Origin of the sequence: Dyadobacter sp. 22481, assembly GCF_052044875.1 — a bacterium.
GTDB lineage: Bacteria > Bacteroidota > Bacteroidia > Cytophagales > Spirosomataceae > Dyadobacter > Dyadobacter endophyticus.
This window is the reverse complement of sequence record NZ_JBQENV010000003.1, coordinates 235,481-252,106: the sequence shown is the minus strand read 5'-3', so window position 1 is coordinate 252,106 and position 16,626 is coordinate 235,481. Positions and strand designations below refer to the sequence as shown.

At 52.6% G+C, this 16,626-nt stretch carries 13 protein-coding genes; 9 read left to right on the top strand and 4 right to left on the bottom strand.

Annotation, left to right across the window (positions count from 1 at the left end; translation table 11 throughout):
• The first annotated feature begins 67 nt into the window (after nucleotides 1-67).
• Together ACTJJJ_RS20010 and ACTJJJ_RS20005 are read left to right on the top strand one after the other, a co-directional pair.
• Nucleotides 68-3,385 carry a TonB-dependent receptor gene (locus ACTJJJ_RS20010; RefSeq protein WP_440703472.1) on the top strand — a complete coding sequence of 1,106 codons (3,318 nt, stop codon included), beginning with the start codon at nucleotides 68-70 and terminating at the stop codon, nucleotides 3,383-3,385.
• A gap of 19 nt (nucleotides 3,386-3,404) precedes the next feature.
• Complete coding sequence (locus ACTJJJ_RS20005) at nucleotides 3,405-4,925, top strand: RagB/SusD family nutrient uptake outer membrane protein (RefSeq protein WP_440702782.1); 1,521 nt, start codon at nucleotides 3,405-3,407, stop codon at nucleotides 4,923-4,925.
• A gap of 56 nt (nucleotides 4,926-4,981) precedes the next feature.
• Here ACTJJJ_RS20005 and ACTJJJ_RS20000 read toward each other — a convergent pair whose 3' ends face one another.
• Nucleotides 4,982-5,341 (bottom strand): hypothetical protein, encoded by a 360-nt coding sequence (locus ACTJJJ_RS20000; RefSeq protein WP_440702781.1) that lies wholly within the window; start codon nucleotides 5,339-5,341, stop codon nucleotides 4,982-4,984.
• A gap of 186 nt (nucleotides 5,342-5,527) precedes the next feature.
• Between ACTJJJ_RS20000 and ACTJJJ_RS19995 the strand changes: the two genes are divergently transcribed.
• Genes ACTJJJ_RS19995 through ACTJJJ_RS19985 form a run of 3 tightly spaced genes read left to right on the top strand, consistent with a single transcriptional unit; the run spans nucleotide 5,528 to nucleotide 10,919 of the window.
• Nucleotides 5,528-6,043 carry a phage tail protein gene (locus tag ACTJJJ_RS19995; RefSeq protein WP_440702780.1) on the top strand — a complete coding sequence of 172 codons (516 nt, stop codon included), beginning with the start codon at nucleotides 5,528-5,530 and terminating at the stop codon, nucleotides 6,041-6,043.
• 28 nt (nucleotides 6,044-6,071) lie between these two features.
• Nucleotides 6,072-7,088: a phage tail protein gene (locus ACTJJJ_RS19990; RefSeq protein ID WP_440702779.1), complete on the top strand. Its 1,017-nt coding sequence runs from the start codon at nucleotides 6,072-6,074 to the stop codon at nucleotides 7,086-7,088.
• 21 nt (nucleotides 7,089-7,109) lie between these two features.
• Nucleotides 7,110-10,919 carry a right-handed parallel beta-helix repeat-containing protein gene (locus ACTJJJ_RS19985; protein WP_440702778.1) on the top strand — a complete coding sequence of 1,270 codons (3,810 nt, stop codon included), beginning with the start codon at nucleotides 7,110-7,112 and terminating at the stop codon, nucleotides 10,917-10,919.
• Nucleotide 10,920: 1 nt separating this feature from the next.
• Here the strand turns inward: ACTJJJ_RS19985 and ACTJJJ_RS19980 are convergent, their stop codons facing one another.
• Nucleotides 10,921-12,630 carry a tetratricopeptide repeat protein gene (locus ACTJJJ_RS19980; protein WP_440702777.1) on the bottom strand — a complete coding sequence of 570 codons (1,710 nt, stop codon included), beginning with the start codon at nucleotides 12,628-12,630 and terminating at the stop codon, nucleotides 10,921-10,923.
• Between the two features lie 243 nt (nucleotides 12,631-12,873).
• On the opposite strand from ACTJJJ_RS19980, the gene ACTJJJ_RS19975 reads away from it, so the two are divergent.
• The 4 genes from ACTJJJ_RS19975 (at nucleotide 12,874) to ACTJJJ_RS19960 (ending at nucleotide 15,573) form a co-directional block, all read left to right on the top strand.
• Nucleotides 12,874-13,266, top strand: coding sequence for a hypothetical protein (locus ACTJJJ_RS19975; RefSeq protein ID WP_440702776.1), 393 nt, complete (start codon nucleotides 12,874-12,876; stop codon nucleotides 13,264-13,266).
• A gap of 94 nt (nucleotides 13,267-13,360) precedes the next feature.
• Nucleotides 13,361-14,422, top strand: a complete 1,062-nt coding sequence (locus ACTJJJ_RS19970; protein WP_426295494.1) for a cobalamin-independent methionine synthase II family protein — start codon at nucleotides 13,361-13,363, stop codon at nucleotides 14,420-14,422.
• 22 nt (nucleotides 14,423-14,444) lie between these two features.
• Nucleotides 14,445-14,996, top strand: coding sequence for a carboxymuconolactone decarboxylase family protein (locus ACTJJJ_RS19965; protein WP_440702775.1), 552 nt, complete (start codon nucleotides 14,445-14,447; stop codon nucleotides 14,994-14,996).
• A 109-nt stretch (nucleotides 14,997-15,105) separates the two neighbouring features.
• On the top strand, nucleotides 15,106-15,573 hold the full coding sequence (locus tag ACTJJJ_RS19960; protein ID WP_440702774.1) for a hypothetical protein: 468 nt from the start codon (nucleotides 15,106-15,108) through the stop codon (nucleotides 15,571-15,573).
• A 57-nt stretch (nucleotides 15,574-15,630) separates the two neighbouring features.
• On the opposite strand, the gene ACTJJJ_RS19955 is transcribed toward ACTJJJ_RS19960, so the two are convergent.
• Together ACTJJJ_RS19955 and ACTJJJ_RS19950 are read right to left on the bottom strand one after the other, a co-directional pair.
• The gene (locus tag ACTJJJ_RS19955; protein WP_440702773.1) at nucleotides 15,631-16,005 is read right to left on the bottom strand and encodes a hypothetical protein; all 375 of its coding nucleotides are present in this window, start codon (nucleotides 16,003-16,005) and stop codon (nucleotides 15,631-15,633) included.
• Nucleotides 16,006-16,110: 105 nt separating this feature from the next.
• Entirely contained in the window at nucleotides 16,111-16,620 is a 510-nt protein-coding gene (locus tag ACTJJJ_RS19950; protein ID WP_440702772.1) for a hypothetical protein, read from the bottom strand.
• Nucleotides 16,621-16,626 lie beyond the last annotated feature (6 nt).

Genomic DNA, 16,626 nt, shown 5'->3' with positions numbered 1-16,626 from the left:
GAAAATACCGGTACAGTTCCATCGTAAATGGTTAGTTCTTATGCGGATAAGCGTCGCGCAATTGATAATGTCGGTTTGGCTGGTCGGGAATGCGCTCGCGGCGGACGTGCATGCGCAGGAACTGCTCAACAAGCGCATCAGCCTGCAAGCACAGGACCTGGAAGTGAAGAAAGTCCTGCACGAGATTGAAAAGCAGGCCGGTGTCCGGTTTATATTCAGTTCTAAAATGATACAATCGGGGCGGAAGGTGACGATCCAGCAATCGAACCAGGAGCTTTCGAAGGTATTGGAAGAGTTTCTGGTGCCGCTGGGGCTTACTTACGAAGTTTCGGGGAAGAACATCGTCATCCGTCCGGCGGAAACACCCAAATGGAGCTCCGGCGAGCCTGAGACTTCCGTAAAAAGCGGCTGGCAGGTCGGCGCTGAAATTACCATTAAAGGCCGGGTGACAGACTCGGAAACCAGGGAACCGTTACCGGGTGTGAATATCCTCGTAAAGGGTACACAAACGGGCACGTCCACGGACGCCGGAGGGAACTACATACTGACGGTTGAAAATGCTAATACAGTGCTCATTTACAGCTTTGTAGGGTACGAGCCGCAGGAGGTTCAGGCAGGCGGCCGGACGGAGATCCATATCAGTCTGAAAACCGATCAGAAATCGCTTGAAGAGGTGCTGGTAGTGGGTTATGGTACCGTCAAAAAGAGCGATATTACCGGTTCGGTGGCGTCAGTCAAATCACAGGAATTGACCGCCTATCCCGCGCTAGGGACCGTGCAGGCCCTGCAGGGCCGTGCCGCCGGGGTGCAGATACAGGCCAACAATGGTGAGCCGGGCTCGTCGTTCAAGGTGCGGATCCGCGGCGGGACTTCCATTAATGCCAGCAGCGACCCGATTTATGTTGTCGACGGCTTCGTAGGCGGCACGTTGCCCCCGCCGGAGGATATAGAATCGATCGAAATCCTGAAAGATGCCTCGGCGACAGCCATTTACGGATCGCGCGGCGCCAACGGCGTGATCATGGTAACCACCAAAAAAGGTACGGCGGGTAAACCGCGCATCGATTTCAATACTTCGTTTTCCAGCCAGAAGGAGATCAATCGCCTCGATTTGCTGAATGCGACGCAGTTCCTCGACTATGTAAAGGAGGCGCGCCCCACGATCGTTTCGCAAGGCGCCGATACCGACTGGCAGGATGAGATCTTCCGTCGCGGCGGCATTCAAAACCACCAACTGTCGGTAGCAGGCGGCAGCGAGGCGGTGAAATACTATGTATCAGGTGCCTATTATGACCAAAAAGGCATTATTCTGAATTCCGGGTACAAGCGGTATTCGGTGACGAGCAATATCGACATTAATGCAACCAAAAGGCTGAAACTGGGCCTGAACCTGTTTACGCAGCGCGTATCGCGCCAGCAGTCGCGTACGCAGGAGGGCTCGGGAGGCCTTACACCCGGCGTGATGTCGGCGGCTTTGAAATTCGAACCCGACCAGCCGATCCGCGACGCCAACGGCCGGTTTACGGTGGGGCGGCTCAGCGATCCGATCGATAACCCTTATGCGATTGCTACGCAGCTCGAAAACGAATCGCTCGCCGATCGTATTCAGGGGAATCTTTATGCAGAATACAACATCCTCCAAGACCTGAAATTCAGGATTACCCTGGGAGCAACCACTAACAGTGGCCGCACAGGCACATTTACGCCAACCACTTTGAACGACGGGCGCAATGTGGGCGGCGCGGCGACGGTGAATGGCTCGAAAAGCACATTGCTGCTGAACGAGAACTATTTGACCTACAACAAAAAGATCGGTGTATTGCACGATTTCTCGGTGATGGCGGGGTATTCCTATCAGAAATCGTCGAGCGAAAACTGGGGCGGCTCAGGACAGTCGTTCATTACCGATGCGGTTTCTTACTGGAACCTGGGCGGCTCGTCGGTGTGGCAAAGCCCGAACTCCGGGCTCACCGAATGGGTGCTGGCTTCCTACTATGCCCGGCTAACCTATTCTCTGGCAGATAAATACCTTTTCACGGCCAATATCCGCCAGGACGGTTCTTCGAATTTTAGCAAAAACCACAAATGGGCGACGTTCCCTTCGGGCGCATTTGCCTGGAAAATGTCGAGCGAGCCGTTTATGCAACACATTGCGGCGATCAGTCAATGGAAATGGCGTGTGAGCTACGGGTTGACAGGCAACCAGGCCATCGAGCCTTATCAGACGATGGCCCGCTTCTCGAACGTCTACTCGGTTATCAACGGCACGCCGGTGAATGCCGTTCGTCCTACGACCGTCGCTAACGACGATCTTACCTGGGAAACGACGCACCAGTTTGACCTCGGCGCGGATGTGAGTTTGTTCAGCAACCGGATCAACCTTGTAGCCGACTATTACCGGCGTGTGACCAAAGACCTGCTTTTCAGTGTCCAACTGCCTCAATATTCAGGTTATACCAACCAGTTGCAGAACATCGGCGAAGTTGAAAATAAAGGCTTTGAATTCACGCTGAACACACGCAATCTGGTCGGTGCTTTCAAATGGAGCACGGATCTCAATTTTTCTATAAACCGCAATAAAATCCTAAAACTACCCGCGGGAACGGACATTCTTTATGGCTCCGCACCGGGGCATATGGTGGGGATGGGACAAACACAGGTTCTGCGCGAAGGCTATCCGGTGGGCAGTTTTTACGGCTGGATCTATGACGGCGTATATCAGGAAGGCGACAGTTTTATCCCTGGCGGCGGTTTCGAGGTGGTGGCAGGTGGTGAGAAATTCCGGGATATTAATGGTAAAAAGAACACAAACGGCCAGCTTACCGGCGAGCCCGACGGCCTGCTGAACAGCGACGACCGCACTATTATCGGTAATCCGCACCCGAAATTCACCTGGGGCATGAACAACGATTTCAGTTGGAAAGGATTTGACCTGAATGTTTTCTTCCAGGCATCGAAAGGCAACGATCTGCTGAGCTATACATTGATGGAGCTCAACCTGCTCTCGGCGATCAACAATGCGACTACCGAGGCATTGAACCGCTGGACGCCGACGAATACGAATACGAACGTGCCCAAAGCGACGGTCGGCCGCACGCGCAGGGTATCGACGAGGTGGGTCAAGGATGGTAGTTTTGTGAGGATGAAAAACCTCGCAGTAGGTTATAATTTCCCGAAACCGGTGCTTGAAAAGCTGAAAATCAGCAAACTGCGCGTCTATGCCAGCGCCCAGAATATCCTGACTTTCACCAAATACAAAGGCTACGACCCCGAGGTGAACTATTCATCGGATGGTAACACCGACAGTAACCGTAACCTGGGACTCGATTACGGCAGCTACCCGAACGCTAAATCGTACACCATCGGCCTGAATCTGGGCTTTTAAAGCATTAAACGGACAGAACATGAAACATTTATTCAATAGATCAATATTCCTTACCGCGGCGGTTTCGCTGCTGCTGGGCTGCGCGGACCTGGACGAAAAGCCCGTGGGCCTGCTTGCACCGGAGTCGCTGTTCAGGACTTCCAAGGATGTGGAAACGGCCATCATGGGTGCATACGGCTGGATGGCCACCGAACGACTCTACGGTCGGCAGTTTGTGTCAGCGCTGATGCTCCGAAGCGATATGGAGGACATTGGCGACCGCGGTACGCCGGCCGAACGCCAGCAGGTTAACGATTTCAATATGGATGACAATAACAACATGGTCAACCAGTTCTGGCCGGTGTGGTATCAGGTCATCAGCGGGACGAATGCGGCCATTTTCGGCGCGCAGGGGCTGAATTTGCCGGAAGCTACGGCCAATCCGCTCATTGCCGAGGCCCGTTTCATACGCGCATTCGCGTATTTCCACCTCGTGCAGGTGTTCGGCGATATTCCTTACATCGACTATTTTATCAAAAATCCGGAGTCCGTCAAGTCGATTTCCAAAACGCCTGCGGCTACGGTTTATGCCAGCATTATCGCGGACCTGGAATTTGCCAAACAATGGCTGCCCGACAAGCAGCCGTCGGAGGTACGCAGCCGGGCTACAAAGGGAACGGCCGCTTCCTATCTGGCGTCGGTGCATCTCACGATGGGGCAATACCAGAAGGCCTACACCGAAGCGAAATGGGTGATCGATAACAAAGACAAGTTTGGTTATGGGCTGGAAGCGGACTTTCAAACGCTATTCAAGGCACCCCAAGCCCCGAATATGAAGGAGCATATTTTCGACATTGATTTTCTCGGGATGAAAACGGGCGAAGGCGGGGCTAACGACGACATTATGGCACCCATGACCGGCGTACGCGGAGGCGACGCGCCACGCAGCGGATGGAGTGTGATCGTACCGTCGATGAAAGTATACAGCACGTGGGATAACCGCGATTATCGCAAGGAGGTTAGTTTCGAGGATTCGCTCCTGATTGGCGGAAAGCTTGTTCCCTACACCGAATTCACGAATACTAAACGCCCGCATATTGCCAAGTACGCCCGTTTTGCAGGTAATTCCAATTCCGAAGGCCGCGATTCCGATCACAACTATGCCGCGATGCGCTACGCCGAGATCCTGCTCATCGCCGCCGAAGCATCCGTGGAAGTGAACGGCCCGAATGCCGAGGCGCTGGGGTATATCAACCAGATCAGGGCACGCGCCAGAAACTGGGCCGGCAAGCAGACGACTTTCCCGGAAGACGTGAAAGCCGGATTGGCGAAGGATGCGTTGATAGACCTGATCCTCGACGACCGCCGTCTTGAACTTGCCTTCGAATACAAACGCTGGTACGACATCAAGCGCCGCAACCTGGGAGAAAAGGTATTCAAAGGGCCCAATTCGCTCGAACCGCACGAGACATTCAGCGCTACCCGGGACTATCTCATGCCGCTGCCACGGGTCGAGTTGCAGGTAAATCCAAACCTGGCGCCGCAGAATCCGGGGTATTAATTTTGCAATGCCAGGCCTTGCTTGACAACACCTGACAACTCCGAACGGCACCGCCCTTATGAGTCGAATGCCTTTCTGATCCCGTCGGTTTCGTGTTCAGATATTGAAAATGTTCGTTGTGAAATCTTGTCGGCGATGACACTATCAGCCAGCAACAGCCGTACCGTTATCGCAGGCTGTTGCAGCCAGCCGCGTTCGCTGTTTTTCAAGTCGGAGGCGAGGAGCGGTTCGCTGAAATCGTAGGCGGCCTGTTTGAACTGGAATACCAAAACCGGAGTGCCTTCTTCCCACCTTAAATGGCATTCGACGTTTTCTGAAAGCAGGTCGTCGGGAAAGTGCGTGTTTTTGAGGATAATGTCAAGCGTATCCGTGCCTGGGAGTACGCGTATGTAGGGGGAGCGTTCAGGGATTGGCATAGTTTTCAAAATTTCTTTGCATAATGAACAAAACCCGTCCTGGAATGATTCAGGGCGGGTTTTTTGTGCCGTTGTAACTCTATTTTGATAATTGTGACGTTTTTGTGACGCGTCTTTTTTGGTCTTCGTTGACATCCGATCCTTTATTTGTCCGTCAATCCCAAACCACCTTTATTTTTAAATTATATGGACGAATCTTATATCGGTGAAATCAAGTTATTTGCCGGAAATTTTGCTCCCATTGGCTGGCTCTTTTGCGATGGTAGCCTTTTATTGATTAAAGACTACGAGGTTCTTTTTGATCTCCTCGGGACCACCTACGGCGGAGACGGGGTGACCAACTTTGCATTGCCGGATTTACGCTCGCGCGTTGCACTGGGGCAGAGCGAGCTCTTTCCTATCGGGCAAAAAGCCGGTATGGAAACAATCCAGTTGAAGCTGGATGAATTGCCGAGGCACTCGCATACGCCGGCATGCAGCACTTCTGGTATTGCGAACACGAAAGACGCTACAAATGCTTTCTGGTCGGCCGCGCCGGCGGGAGGACGCCGGTACGGTTCAGACAAAGGAGACATCAGTTCTAAGCTGGGCTTGGACAGCGTGGAGAAGGTGGGTAGCAGCGTCCCGCATGAAAACAGGATGCCGATTCTTGCGATGTCCTATATCATGGCAGTTGAGGGAGTGTTTCCGAGTAAATCCTGACAGTTACTAACCTTTAACCAAAATTCCAATGGATAATTATCTTTCCGAGATCAGGGCATTTGCCTTTCCATTTGTCCCCAGAGGATGGCTTCCCTGTGACGGCAGGTCCTTGCCTGTTGCCACTAATCTTGCACTCTACCACTTGATCGGTAACACCTACGGCGGTGATGGAAATACTTTTAAACTACCGGACCTTCGTGAACGTGTGACGATTGGCAATGGCCCGGCTTATCCCTATTTCGCCCAGGGGGGCGAGGAGAGGCACCCCCTTACGGAGAATGAAATGCCAAGGCACACGCACCAGGCTGTTGCGAGTACTATTAACCGGGATAGTTCCACGCCTGAGGGACATTATTGGCCTGCCGATTCAGGGTATACCAAGGAAAGTAATGCACTCATGAGCGTTGCTGCCCTCGAGCTGGTCGGTTATGGCAAGGGGCACGATAACATGTCGCCCTACCAGGCTATCAACTATGCTATCGCTACCGAGGGAATCTTTCCGAGTGGGAACTTCGGTGGATACCTTGGAAGCATCAAGCTGTTTCCTGGAAAACTGGAATCGGAAGATTGTGTTCCCTGTGATGGCCGCGTGTTGCCCATAGCAAGTCATACGGCGTTATTTTCTCTCCTAGGCTCGTCCTATGGCGGTGATGGTAAAACAACTTTCGCATTGCCCGATTTGCGGGGGAGGGCGCCGGTATGTTTCGCAACGGGCCGACACGATTTCGGACTGACGGAATACCAGCTCGGTCAGGCTGCGGGCGTAACGACGGTAACACTGACACCCGACCAAATGCCGGTGCACTATCACCCGGCCGTGGCCAGTATCAACGGCAATGTGCAAAGTCCCGAAGGGCAGGTATGGGCCAACGACGATAACCGCCCGCCGGTCAAATGCTTTGCCAGCCAAAAGGGCGCGGGCGCGCCCATGAACCGAACTGCCCTGGGGGAAGTCGGCGGCGATCAGCCGCATAACAACATGATGCCCTTTCAGGCAATTCAATATCTGATCGTGCGCGCTGGCTTTTACCCTCAGCGCCCCTGATTCTTTTTAACCACATTATCTATGATGAAAACTTCTACCGGCCTTCGCCTGTTCAGGATCTTGGCTATTGCATTGCTGGTGTCCGGCATAATGCCCGGTGTGTATGCAAATACCTTCAATGTAACCCAAACGAGCGATGGCAACGCCGCCTCGCAATTGCGGGGCGCAATCCTGGCGGCGGATGCGCTCGGTGGTGGGCCGCATACGATTAATGTGCCCGCGGGAACTTACAATCTGACGCTGGGACCGATCAAACTTGGAACCAAAGCGCAGAATATTTCGATCGTAGGGGCCGGGGCGGCTTCTACGATCGTCAATATGACCGCCACGATGCAGAACCGTATCCTTTTGATCAACGAGTTCGCCGATGTGTCGGGTGTGACGACTGCTATTTCCGGCATCAAGTTCACGGGTGGGAAAAGTCCGGGTAACTATGGAGGCGGCGCCATTCTTTGCGGCGGGCCAAACAATGTTGTCAGTATCACTAATTGTGCGTTCGAGGGCAATGTGTCCACAGGCCGTGGCGGCGGCGCGCTGTCGATAGGGGGCGGTGGCGTGGTCACTGTCGACAACTGCACATTCACAAACAATCAGATCAATGTTACGAATCAGGACAATGCCAGCGGCGGTGCGATATTGATCGGCTATGTTAGTTCGGACATTACAGTGACAGGCAGCGTGAGCATTACCAATTCTGCCTTTACCGGCAACTTCGTATCGTCTACGCTTTTTACCGCCGGCGGGGCTATTCATTTGAATGCGGAGCAGTCGCCCCAAAGCCCTTCTTTTTACACAAAAATAGAAAAGAACAAATTTCTCAATAATGGCACCGGGACGACCACCAACAGTGAAGGTGGGGCCATTTCCATTTCCAGCGATTTTGCCGTGGATGTCAATTACAATGTTTTTGCCGGTAATACGCTGGGCGGCTCGGTAAAACAAGCACTGTCGTCGCGTAAATCAGGCGACGGGGTGGTGAATGCCACCCACAACTGGTGGGGATGCAATACCGACCCGCAGGCTGCCGGTACATGCAGCGAAAGCGCGAGTGTTATCGGTGAAATAGGCACGGGTACACTCACCACCGTTCCCTTCCTGGTACTGAAACCGGCTGTAAGCAATGCTGCGCTTTGTTTGCCGTCGACGAGCCAGACTACCGTGACTGCCAGCTTTCTGAATAATTCCGCGGGCACGGCCATGTCATTAGGCAATCTCAGCCAGGTGATCGGCTTGCCTGTGAGTTTCAGCTCAGAGAACGGGAATATTTCGGGCGCGCAAAGTGCCATTCAAGCCGACGGCAAGGCCACGGCTACCTATACCGCAACCAGCGTGGGACCGGGAAGCGCCAATGTCATGGCGGGTTACCTAACCAGTTCCGACCCCGCGGCGCGTGTTGCCCTCGCAACTGGAGTGAGCCCGACGATCAGTACACATCCGGCTAAGGTCACAACGTGTACCGGCGCTTCTTCGGCCGTTTTTACCGTTACGGGAGACAATCCCGCCACGTTGTCGTATCAATGGTACCTGGGGAATACGCCATTGTCCAATGACGGTAAATATAGTGGCGTCAACACGGCATCACTCACGGTGAACAACATCGGTGCCGGTGATAACGGCGGTCAATTCAAGGTCAAAATCAGTAACAGCTGCGGCGACGCTTTCTCGAACAGCGCGCTTTTGACTGTTGTTGCAAACCGTTTGTATGTCGCGGAAGGAGCTTCCGGGGGAGGTTCGGGCTGGGAAGATGCCCTGGGTGACCTCAGTACTGCGCTGAATGCAGCCTACGGTTGCACCGGGATCACCGAAATATGGGTGAAAGCAGGTACTTACAAACCTTCCGGGTTTCCCTATTATGCAAGTCTGACGGGCTCGCGGAACAACGCTTTTTACCTGATAAACAATGTTTCCATCTACGGTGGCTTCGCGGGTAATGAGGCAACGCTCGGGCAGCGGGATGCGGGCGCGAACCAGACGATCCTTTCCGGCGACATCGGTGTGCCTTCCAATGCTTCGGATAACACCTATCACACCCTTGTTTCGGTACTCAATAACAATACGGCCAGGCTCGATGGCTTTATCGTCCGGGATGGTAATTCGAACGGGGCTGGTATCGAGCAAAGTATCCTGGGAGCAAATGTGATCGCTTTTGGAGGAGGAGGGCTTGTGCTCTATTCCGCATCGCCGGTTGTTGCGAATTGCGTTTTTACAGGAAATTCAGGTGCGGATGGAGCGGGTATTTATGTTTTCGGAAGCTCGGCTAATCCGTTGATTACTAATTGTATCATTACCGGTAATTCTGCTGGGAGTGCCGGTGGCGGCATTTTCAATGGGTATGACAGCGGCGCAACCATTCAGAACTGTACTATTGCCGGTAATTCGGGCGCTATCCAGGGCGCGGGCATGCATAACTATCTGCTGGCGCACCCAATTGTTTCCAACACGCTGATCTGGGGGAATAGTGGCCCGGCACCGGCGGGCATCTACGACAATTCGGCCACACCCAATGTATTGTTCTCTCTTGTGCAGGACGGTCATGCCGGAACTTCTATTCTGAACCAAGACCCATTTTTTGCAAACCAACCGGCTCCCGTCGGTGCTGATGGGAAATGGATGACAGCCGACGACGGGTTAAAACCGCTTCCTTGCAGCCCGGCCATCAATAAGGGAGTGAATGTTTTTGTGACTGCCCCGTCTGATATTCTCCGGCAGGTTAGAATTTTTGATACTATGGTCGATATCGGTGCTTTCGAGCTCCAATCTTACCGTGACGGGACCAGCTTGTCACAGGACGGTGATGTGGCGACAAACAATGTCATTGGTGGTACGACCTCTGGTTTTTTAGCCACCGGATGCCGTGTTTTGGCACAGGTAACGCCTATGGGCGTGGCGCCCGTCATCGGGAGCGTGCAGGTGAAGACGTTCGTGGAGGGAGGTATCATTAGCGGCGGAGCGGTAAATTTTGTACAAAGACATTACGAAATCCTCCCGGCGGCTAATGCGGAAAATGCGACTGCCCGGATCAAACTGTTTTTTCTCCAATCAGAATTTGATGCATTCAATGCCGGCGCCGGAGCTGCAAAACTGCCGGCGTTCTTCTCGGACGGCACTGGCAAGGCCAATCTGCTCGTTGTTCAGTATCACGGTACATCAGCCACCGGACAACCCGGATCGTACAGCGGCGACACGACCACGATTAATCCCGATGATAATGATATTGTCTGGAACGGCGACCTGAACCGGTGGGAGGTCAGTTTTGACGTGACCGGGTTCAGCGGTTTCTTTATAAGCAATGCCGACCCGCTGCCTTTAAAGCTCGTTAGTTTTACGGCCAAAGCGGTTGAAAAAAACACATTACTCGAATGGCTCACAGCCGAGGAGGTTAATACCAGCCATTTTGAAATACACCGCAGCGCCGACGCACGGCATTGGCAGGTATTGCCCGAACAACCTGCCGCTTTTGGTAGCGGGGGGCATCGCTACTCAGCGCGCGACGTCGAGCCTCTCGCGGGATTGAATTATTACCGCTTAAAAATGACAGATATGGACGGATCATTTGCATATAGCCAGATTGTCACGGCAGAACACCGGAATGCATTTCAAATGCAGGTATTCCCTAATCCGGCAACGACATTGCTGCAAATGGAAATGACGGCGGGCGGTACGGTTTCGGGTAATGTCGAACTGCTCGATACGAAGGGTGTAGCAGTGATGCGTAACGAGCTGAAAAACGGGAAAGTGGTATTGTCGGTAGGTAATTTACCCAAAGGCATTTACCTGCTGCGCGTACGAAGCGGAGCGGTGGTACAGACGCGGAAAATAGCGATCGAATAAGTCAGATTTGCATCATGACTTCTTCGAGGCTCTGGTCGTCGGGCACATCGATTTTTTTTAGCAACCGGTATTTGGTGGTGCGCACGGCATGGCTGCTGATGCCCAATGTGACCGACATTTCCTGGTAACCCAGGCCCAGTTTGGCGAGCGCAATGAACCGGATTTCGGCCTGCGTGAGATCGGGGAACTTCTCGCGGAGGCGATGGAGATAATCGCCGTGGGCTTTGCCGAAGAGTTTTTTGAAATAATCCCAATCCTCCTGCGTCAGGATGGTACTTTCACGCAATTGCATCAGGGCCTCAGCATCGGGGCCCTGCTTGCTTTCCAATGCCTCGATCTGTTTGCTTTTTTCGGAAATATTGCGGGCAAACTCGCTTAATTGCAAGGTCGCATTTTCCAGTTCCTGTTCCTTTTGCCTGATTTTGAGCTCCTTCAAAAGCTGCGCCTGCTGGTGCCGTTTGCGTTGGGTTCGATAAACGTAGATGGCCACGCCCGCAATGAGCAGTACGAGGATTAGCGAGAGATTGCGCTCAGTTATTTTCAGCTTCTGGTCGGACTCTGCCTTTTCCATCTTGCCCCGGAGTTTTTGCAACTCCATTTTCTGATGTGCCCGCAGCATCAGTTTTTCGTTGTATTTGCGGTTCATGCTGTCTTTGGCGAACATGGCAGAGTCCAGATATGCCTCCGCCAGTTTCGGGTTGCCCCGCGCGGCAGACAACTTTACCAGAATCGTGTATAGATCCTGGAAATGCCTGTATCGTTCGGGATGCGTAACGTCCAGATAATGCCGCGCCGTATTGACAAGTTGCCCCGCCTTGTCGAAAGCATTGTTTTTTAAATGAATATCTGCCTGAGTGATCAGTGATTGGGCGGCCAAACCGTAATCTTTTTGTAGAATAGCTTCATCGATATTGGCTTTCAGTAACGGCATCGATTCTGCATAATTGCCTCGCAGATAGGCGTTTTCGCCCAGTCCGCCTTGTGCAATAGCTGCCCAAGTCTTGTAGTTTCCGGGAGATTCCTTACGGAGCACCCTTCGGAAATAATGATCAGACGAATCGAGCTTGCCCAGCTTCCGGTAAATGACGGCGGTCATAACGAGCGCCGAGTTATGTCCCGCATACATGTCCGGGTTGAATTTTAAAGTCAGGATCTGCCCGAAGAGGGATAATGCCTTTTTATAATCCGAAAAATTGTAGTAGGCGTGGGCAATATTGCTCAATGCATAACTTTTGTCGGGGAATTTATCTGTACTTAATTCATTCAGAATGCTTTCCATCTGGATGAAGGTTTCAAATGCCAATTCGTAATTTCTGCCGTCGGACCAATAATAATCCCCGAGTACTTTAAGCGACCGTGCGTTGAGCTGTTTGATGTCTTGTCCGGCAGTCTTTGCCACAAGCTCATTGAGCATCGCGGCAATGCGAGGGGTTTGGTTTCTATGCCAAGTGGTGAGGTAATAGGCTTTCAACAGATCCGATTCTAGTTCCAGATCCCTGTCGTGACGGCCTTTTGCCCATTCCTTCATGGAGGCGATCTCACGAAATACCGATGTCGAATCGCGGTTGTCGATCAGCCGGGTGTAGATTTTACCCAGATCTTTATAACGCTGCGGATAGGTTTTGTGTAGTAAATGCTCCCATTGGGCATGGGCCTTACCAGCATTCAATGCGAATAATATGAACAAAAAAGTGGTGAAAGAACGGTTCATGGGTTCGCGAGGCAAGGTTGGACCTGTCACTAAAAGGGTTTGACGGAGGTAAAAGTAATGCTATAAAGAAGTGGTTAACAGTAGTTAGGAATCGAATTACTTTACGGTTTGAGTTTGGATATGGAGGAATAAGTCGAATGTTTTGTAAAACTGTATTTTTTATTGATTCATTTAAATGAAATGAATAATTGCTACAAGGAATAATGCGGTATTCTTGTAGATTTAAGGTACATCTCCCTGTTCATGAAAACGGTTGCCAGTCTCGGTTTGCTTGCATTGCTGCTATCCCATTCGCTGGGATGGTCGGTGGCTATGCTTTTTACGGGGGAAAAGGGAGAGGTGCCGGAGCAGAACTTAGCGCCGCAATCCCACGCATCGGCCTGGCACAGGTTTGCCGAATTGTCGGAACGCATGCAGGAAATGCAGCTTGCCAAAACGCTGCCAACGCCGCTGGGAAGCCTACTGAAAATGCTGGGTGACCTGGCGAAGACCTATTTGCCGGGCGCGACCGCGAAAGATGAATGGGCTAAGGGTACCTGCCTGCTTCGCGGGCCTGTCCGCTTTGCTGAGCCGTTTCACGTTGTCGTAGCCGGTGTGCTCAATCGCGCCACCCCACCTCCGGAAATGATTGGGTAACACATTTTTAAATGCATTGCAACGGCCTGCCCACTGGCGCAGGCGTGTGTGTGCATGTACGGTACCCATTCATTAACTCGTATCATTTTCAAATATGGCAACTATTCCTACCGAGCCGATAGGAAGCATTCCACGGCCCGCATACCTGCAACAAGCGATGCAGGCATATACCCAAGATGAAATTTCCACCGCCGACCTTGGCAAATTGTTTTCCCAGGCAACCCGCGAAACGATCATATCCCTGGAAGGCACGGGCTCGCCGGTGATCTCCGACGGCGAACAGAGTAAGCCCAGCTTTGCTACGTACCCTATCCACGGCGCGTTGAACCTCGGTGCGGGAGGTGTAACCATTCCTTTTGAAGACGGGCATACACGGCAATTACCGGTATTGACGTCGGGGCCGTTCCGTTACCGCAATTTCGCGGTGGATTACCTGAAGGAGGCACGAAAACATACGGCATTGCCGGTAAAGCAAGCCGTTATTTCTGCGTCGGCCATGAGCCTGCTCTACCCGGCGGCCGGAATAGATGGCTATCCGCAAAGCCAGTTCATCGCCGACCTGCTCGACCAGGCGGAGGCCGACATCCGGAAATGCCTCACCGAGCAAGCCTACAACGTTCAGATCGATTTTACGGAAGCCAGGCTGGCCCTGAAACTCGATCCGGGCAAAGGGCTTTTGCAGCAATTTATCGCGCTCAACAACCAGGTTCTCGAACGTTTCACCGCCGACGAGCGTAGCAGGATAGGCGTCCACACCTGCCCCGGCGGCGACCACGATTCAACCCACAGTGCCGATGTGCCCTATTCAGACCTTCTGCCCTTGTTTTTCCAATTGAATGCAGGTAATTTTTACCTGGAATATGCAGCAGAAAAAGACAAAGTATCGGTGCTCGAATCGATCCGGGAAAACGTCCGGCCCGGGCAGCGGGTATTTCTCGGCGTAACCGACGTCCTGAACCCGAGAATCGAAACGCCAGCCGAAATCCGCGACCTGCTCGTGCAAGCCGCCGAATACATCCCGCTCAACCAGCTAGGCTCCACCGACGACTGCGGTTTCTCCCCCTTCGCCGATGATGTTTCAACCGCACGGGAGATTGCATTTGAAAAGATACGGGCCCGCGTAGAAGGAACGAAGCTGGCGGGCGCAAAGCTTTAATCATTCACCTATTAACTTTACCATGCCACACATCCAATTCGAACCTGGCTTCCCCGGCATCCTCGGCCCGATGCGGTTCAGCCCCCATACTGCCGAACCGATGAATTTACTTGCTAACGCGCTAATGTGTTCCGACGAGGGGCTTACCCGCGGCGAACGCGAACTCATTGGTACTTACGTTTCGTCCCAAAACGACTGCTTTTTCTGTCAGACGATCCACGGCGCCATTGCCAGCGCTTACCTGGAAGATGAAGATTGGTCGTTCGTAAAAAGTGTAAAGGAAAATTACCCCGAAACGGATCTTTCGGAAAGAATGAAGGCACTGTTATCGATCGCGGGCAGCGTACAGCGCGGCGGCAAGCACGTGACGCCCGAGCAAGTCGCCCGCGCCCGCGAGCACGGCGCCGACGACCGCCAGATTCACGATACCGTCCTCATCGCTGCCGCATTCTGCATGTTCAACCGGTACGTCGATGGCCTTGCGACTACTGCGCCGACCGACCCGGATGTATACCGGGCCAGGGCAGTGAATGTGATTGCGAATGGGTATTCGGCGGTGAAGGGGTATGAGTGACCGGTTTGGAGTAATAGAACTTTTGTATGAAAAAGGAGTTGCCGGCAAGAGGTAACTCCTTTCTCGAATGTATCTTGCGCCATCCAAAACCCAGCCATTTCAACCATTTATGAAAACACATTTCCCTGCATTGCTGCTCGCCGTATCGATGTTCACAGCTTGCGGCCGCCCGGAAACGGAACAAAGCAATGAAAGCAAGCCGCGCGAGCTCGAAGGTACCTGGAAACTCATTAACGGCACATTGATCGAGAAGGGGGACACCACCGTGACCGATTATACGAGGAAGGTGTCCTTCATTAAAGTCATCAACGACAGCCACTTTGCCTTCTTACAGCACGATCTGAACAAGGGCAAGGACTCCACAGCGAGTTTTTCCGCCGGTGGCGGGGCTTATACTTTGAAAGACAGTGCTTACACCGAAAAACTGGAATATTGTACTGCCCGCGAGTGGGAAGGCAACGAGTTTCATTTTACAATTTCCATTCAAAACGATACGCTCGTTCAACATGGTGTGGAGAAGGTGGAGGCGGCAGGAGTGGAGCGGCTGAACATCGAGAAGTATGTGCGGGTGAATTGATGTAATGCAAAAAGCCGGAGGATAATTACCTCCGGCTTTTAATGATTTACTTGCCCTTTACTTGGCTGGTTCCTTCGTTGCGGTGATCGGGAATTCGCCGTCCTGTGAAACAATGGTGCCGGTGAGCTTGTCGCCATCCTGCGTCATGGTGAAGGTCAGTAAACCTCCCTGGAAGTCCAGTTTGAAGGTTACTTTGCCCTGGTCTATGGTTAGTTCTTTCATTTCCATACGCTCCTGCTGGCCGAGGTAGCCGGTCGTTTTGTCGTCCTTTTGCTCGAACGTCATGATGCCGGTTTCATACTCGGGGGGTACATTAGAAACGGTATATTTCCAGGTTCCAACAAGATCGTTGGCTGTTTTAATGTTTTTAGCGGTTACCGCGAAGATGGTAACAGCAAGGATCATGGTTAGCAAATACTTTACTTTCATCATGTTAATGGTTTTTTGCTTGAAAGAATTGATTTTGGAATGGCATTGCATCCAAATTTAGAAAAAAGCAGATATGTTGCGATCGCGGCAATGTTATATTTCTAGTAACTAAATTACCATCGGTGTTAACGGCTGATTAACGGCAATGCGCCGTTTACTTGCCGCGATTTTGTTTTTGCCTACCTGTTGCATCGGCATTTCCCCTACTTTTGAAACATGAGAGTCATCGTTGCATATCTGCTGGCGTTTTACGTGTTCGCGCTGTCCTGCATTCCGTGCCAGGACGAGGCGATGCCCTTGCCCGACAGCGGCGTCGCAGCGGCCGTTGTCTCCGGCGACCAGGACGGCCATCAGGAGGCCATCGACCTCTGTTCCCCATTCTGTATTTGCGCATGCTGTGCCAGCGTGACCATCAGCGCTGCTGTCGCTGTTCTGCCCGAAACCGCTGTTTCGCAGCTCATTCCACCCGCTGGCTTCTCCTACCTCCAAATTCTGTACACCGGCGACAGGGCCGGGTTCTGGCAACCACCGCAGAACGAGGCATAATCCGCCGGCTGGCACTCTTTTACCGGACAATTCGTCGCACAGTTGCATTAGGTGACTGACGTGACGCGGCATATCCAT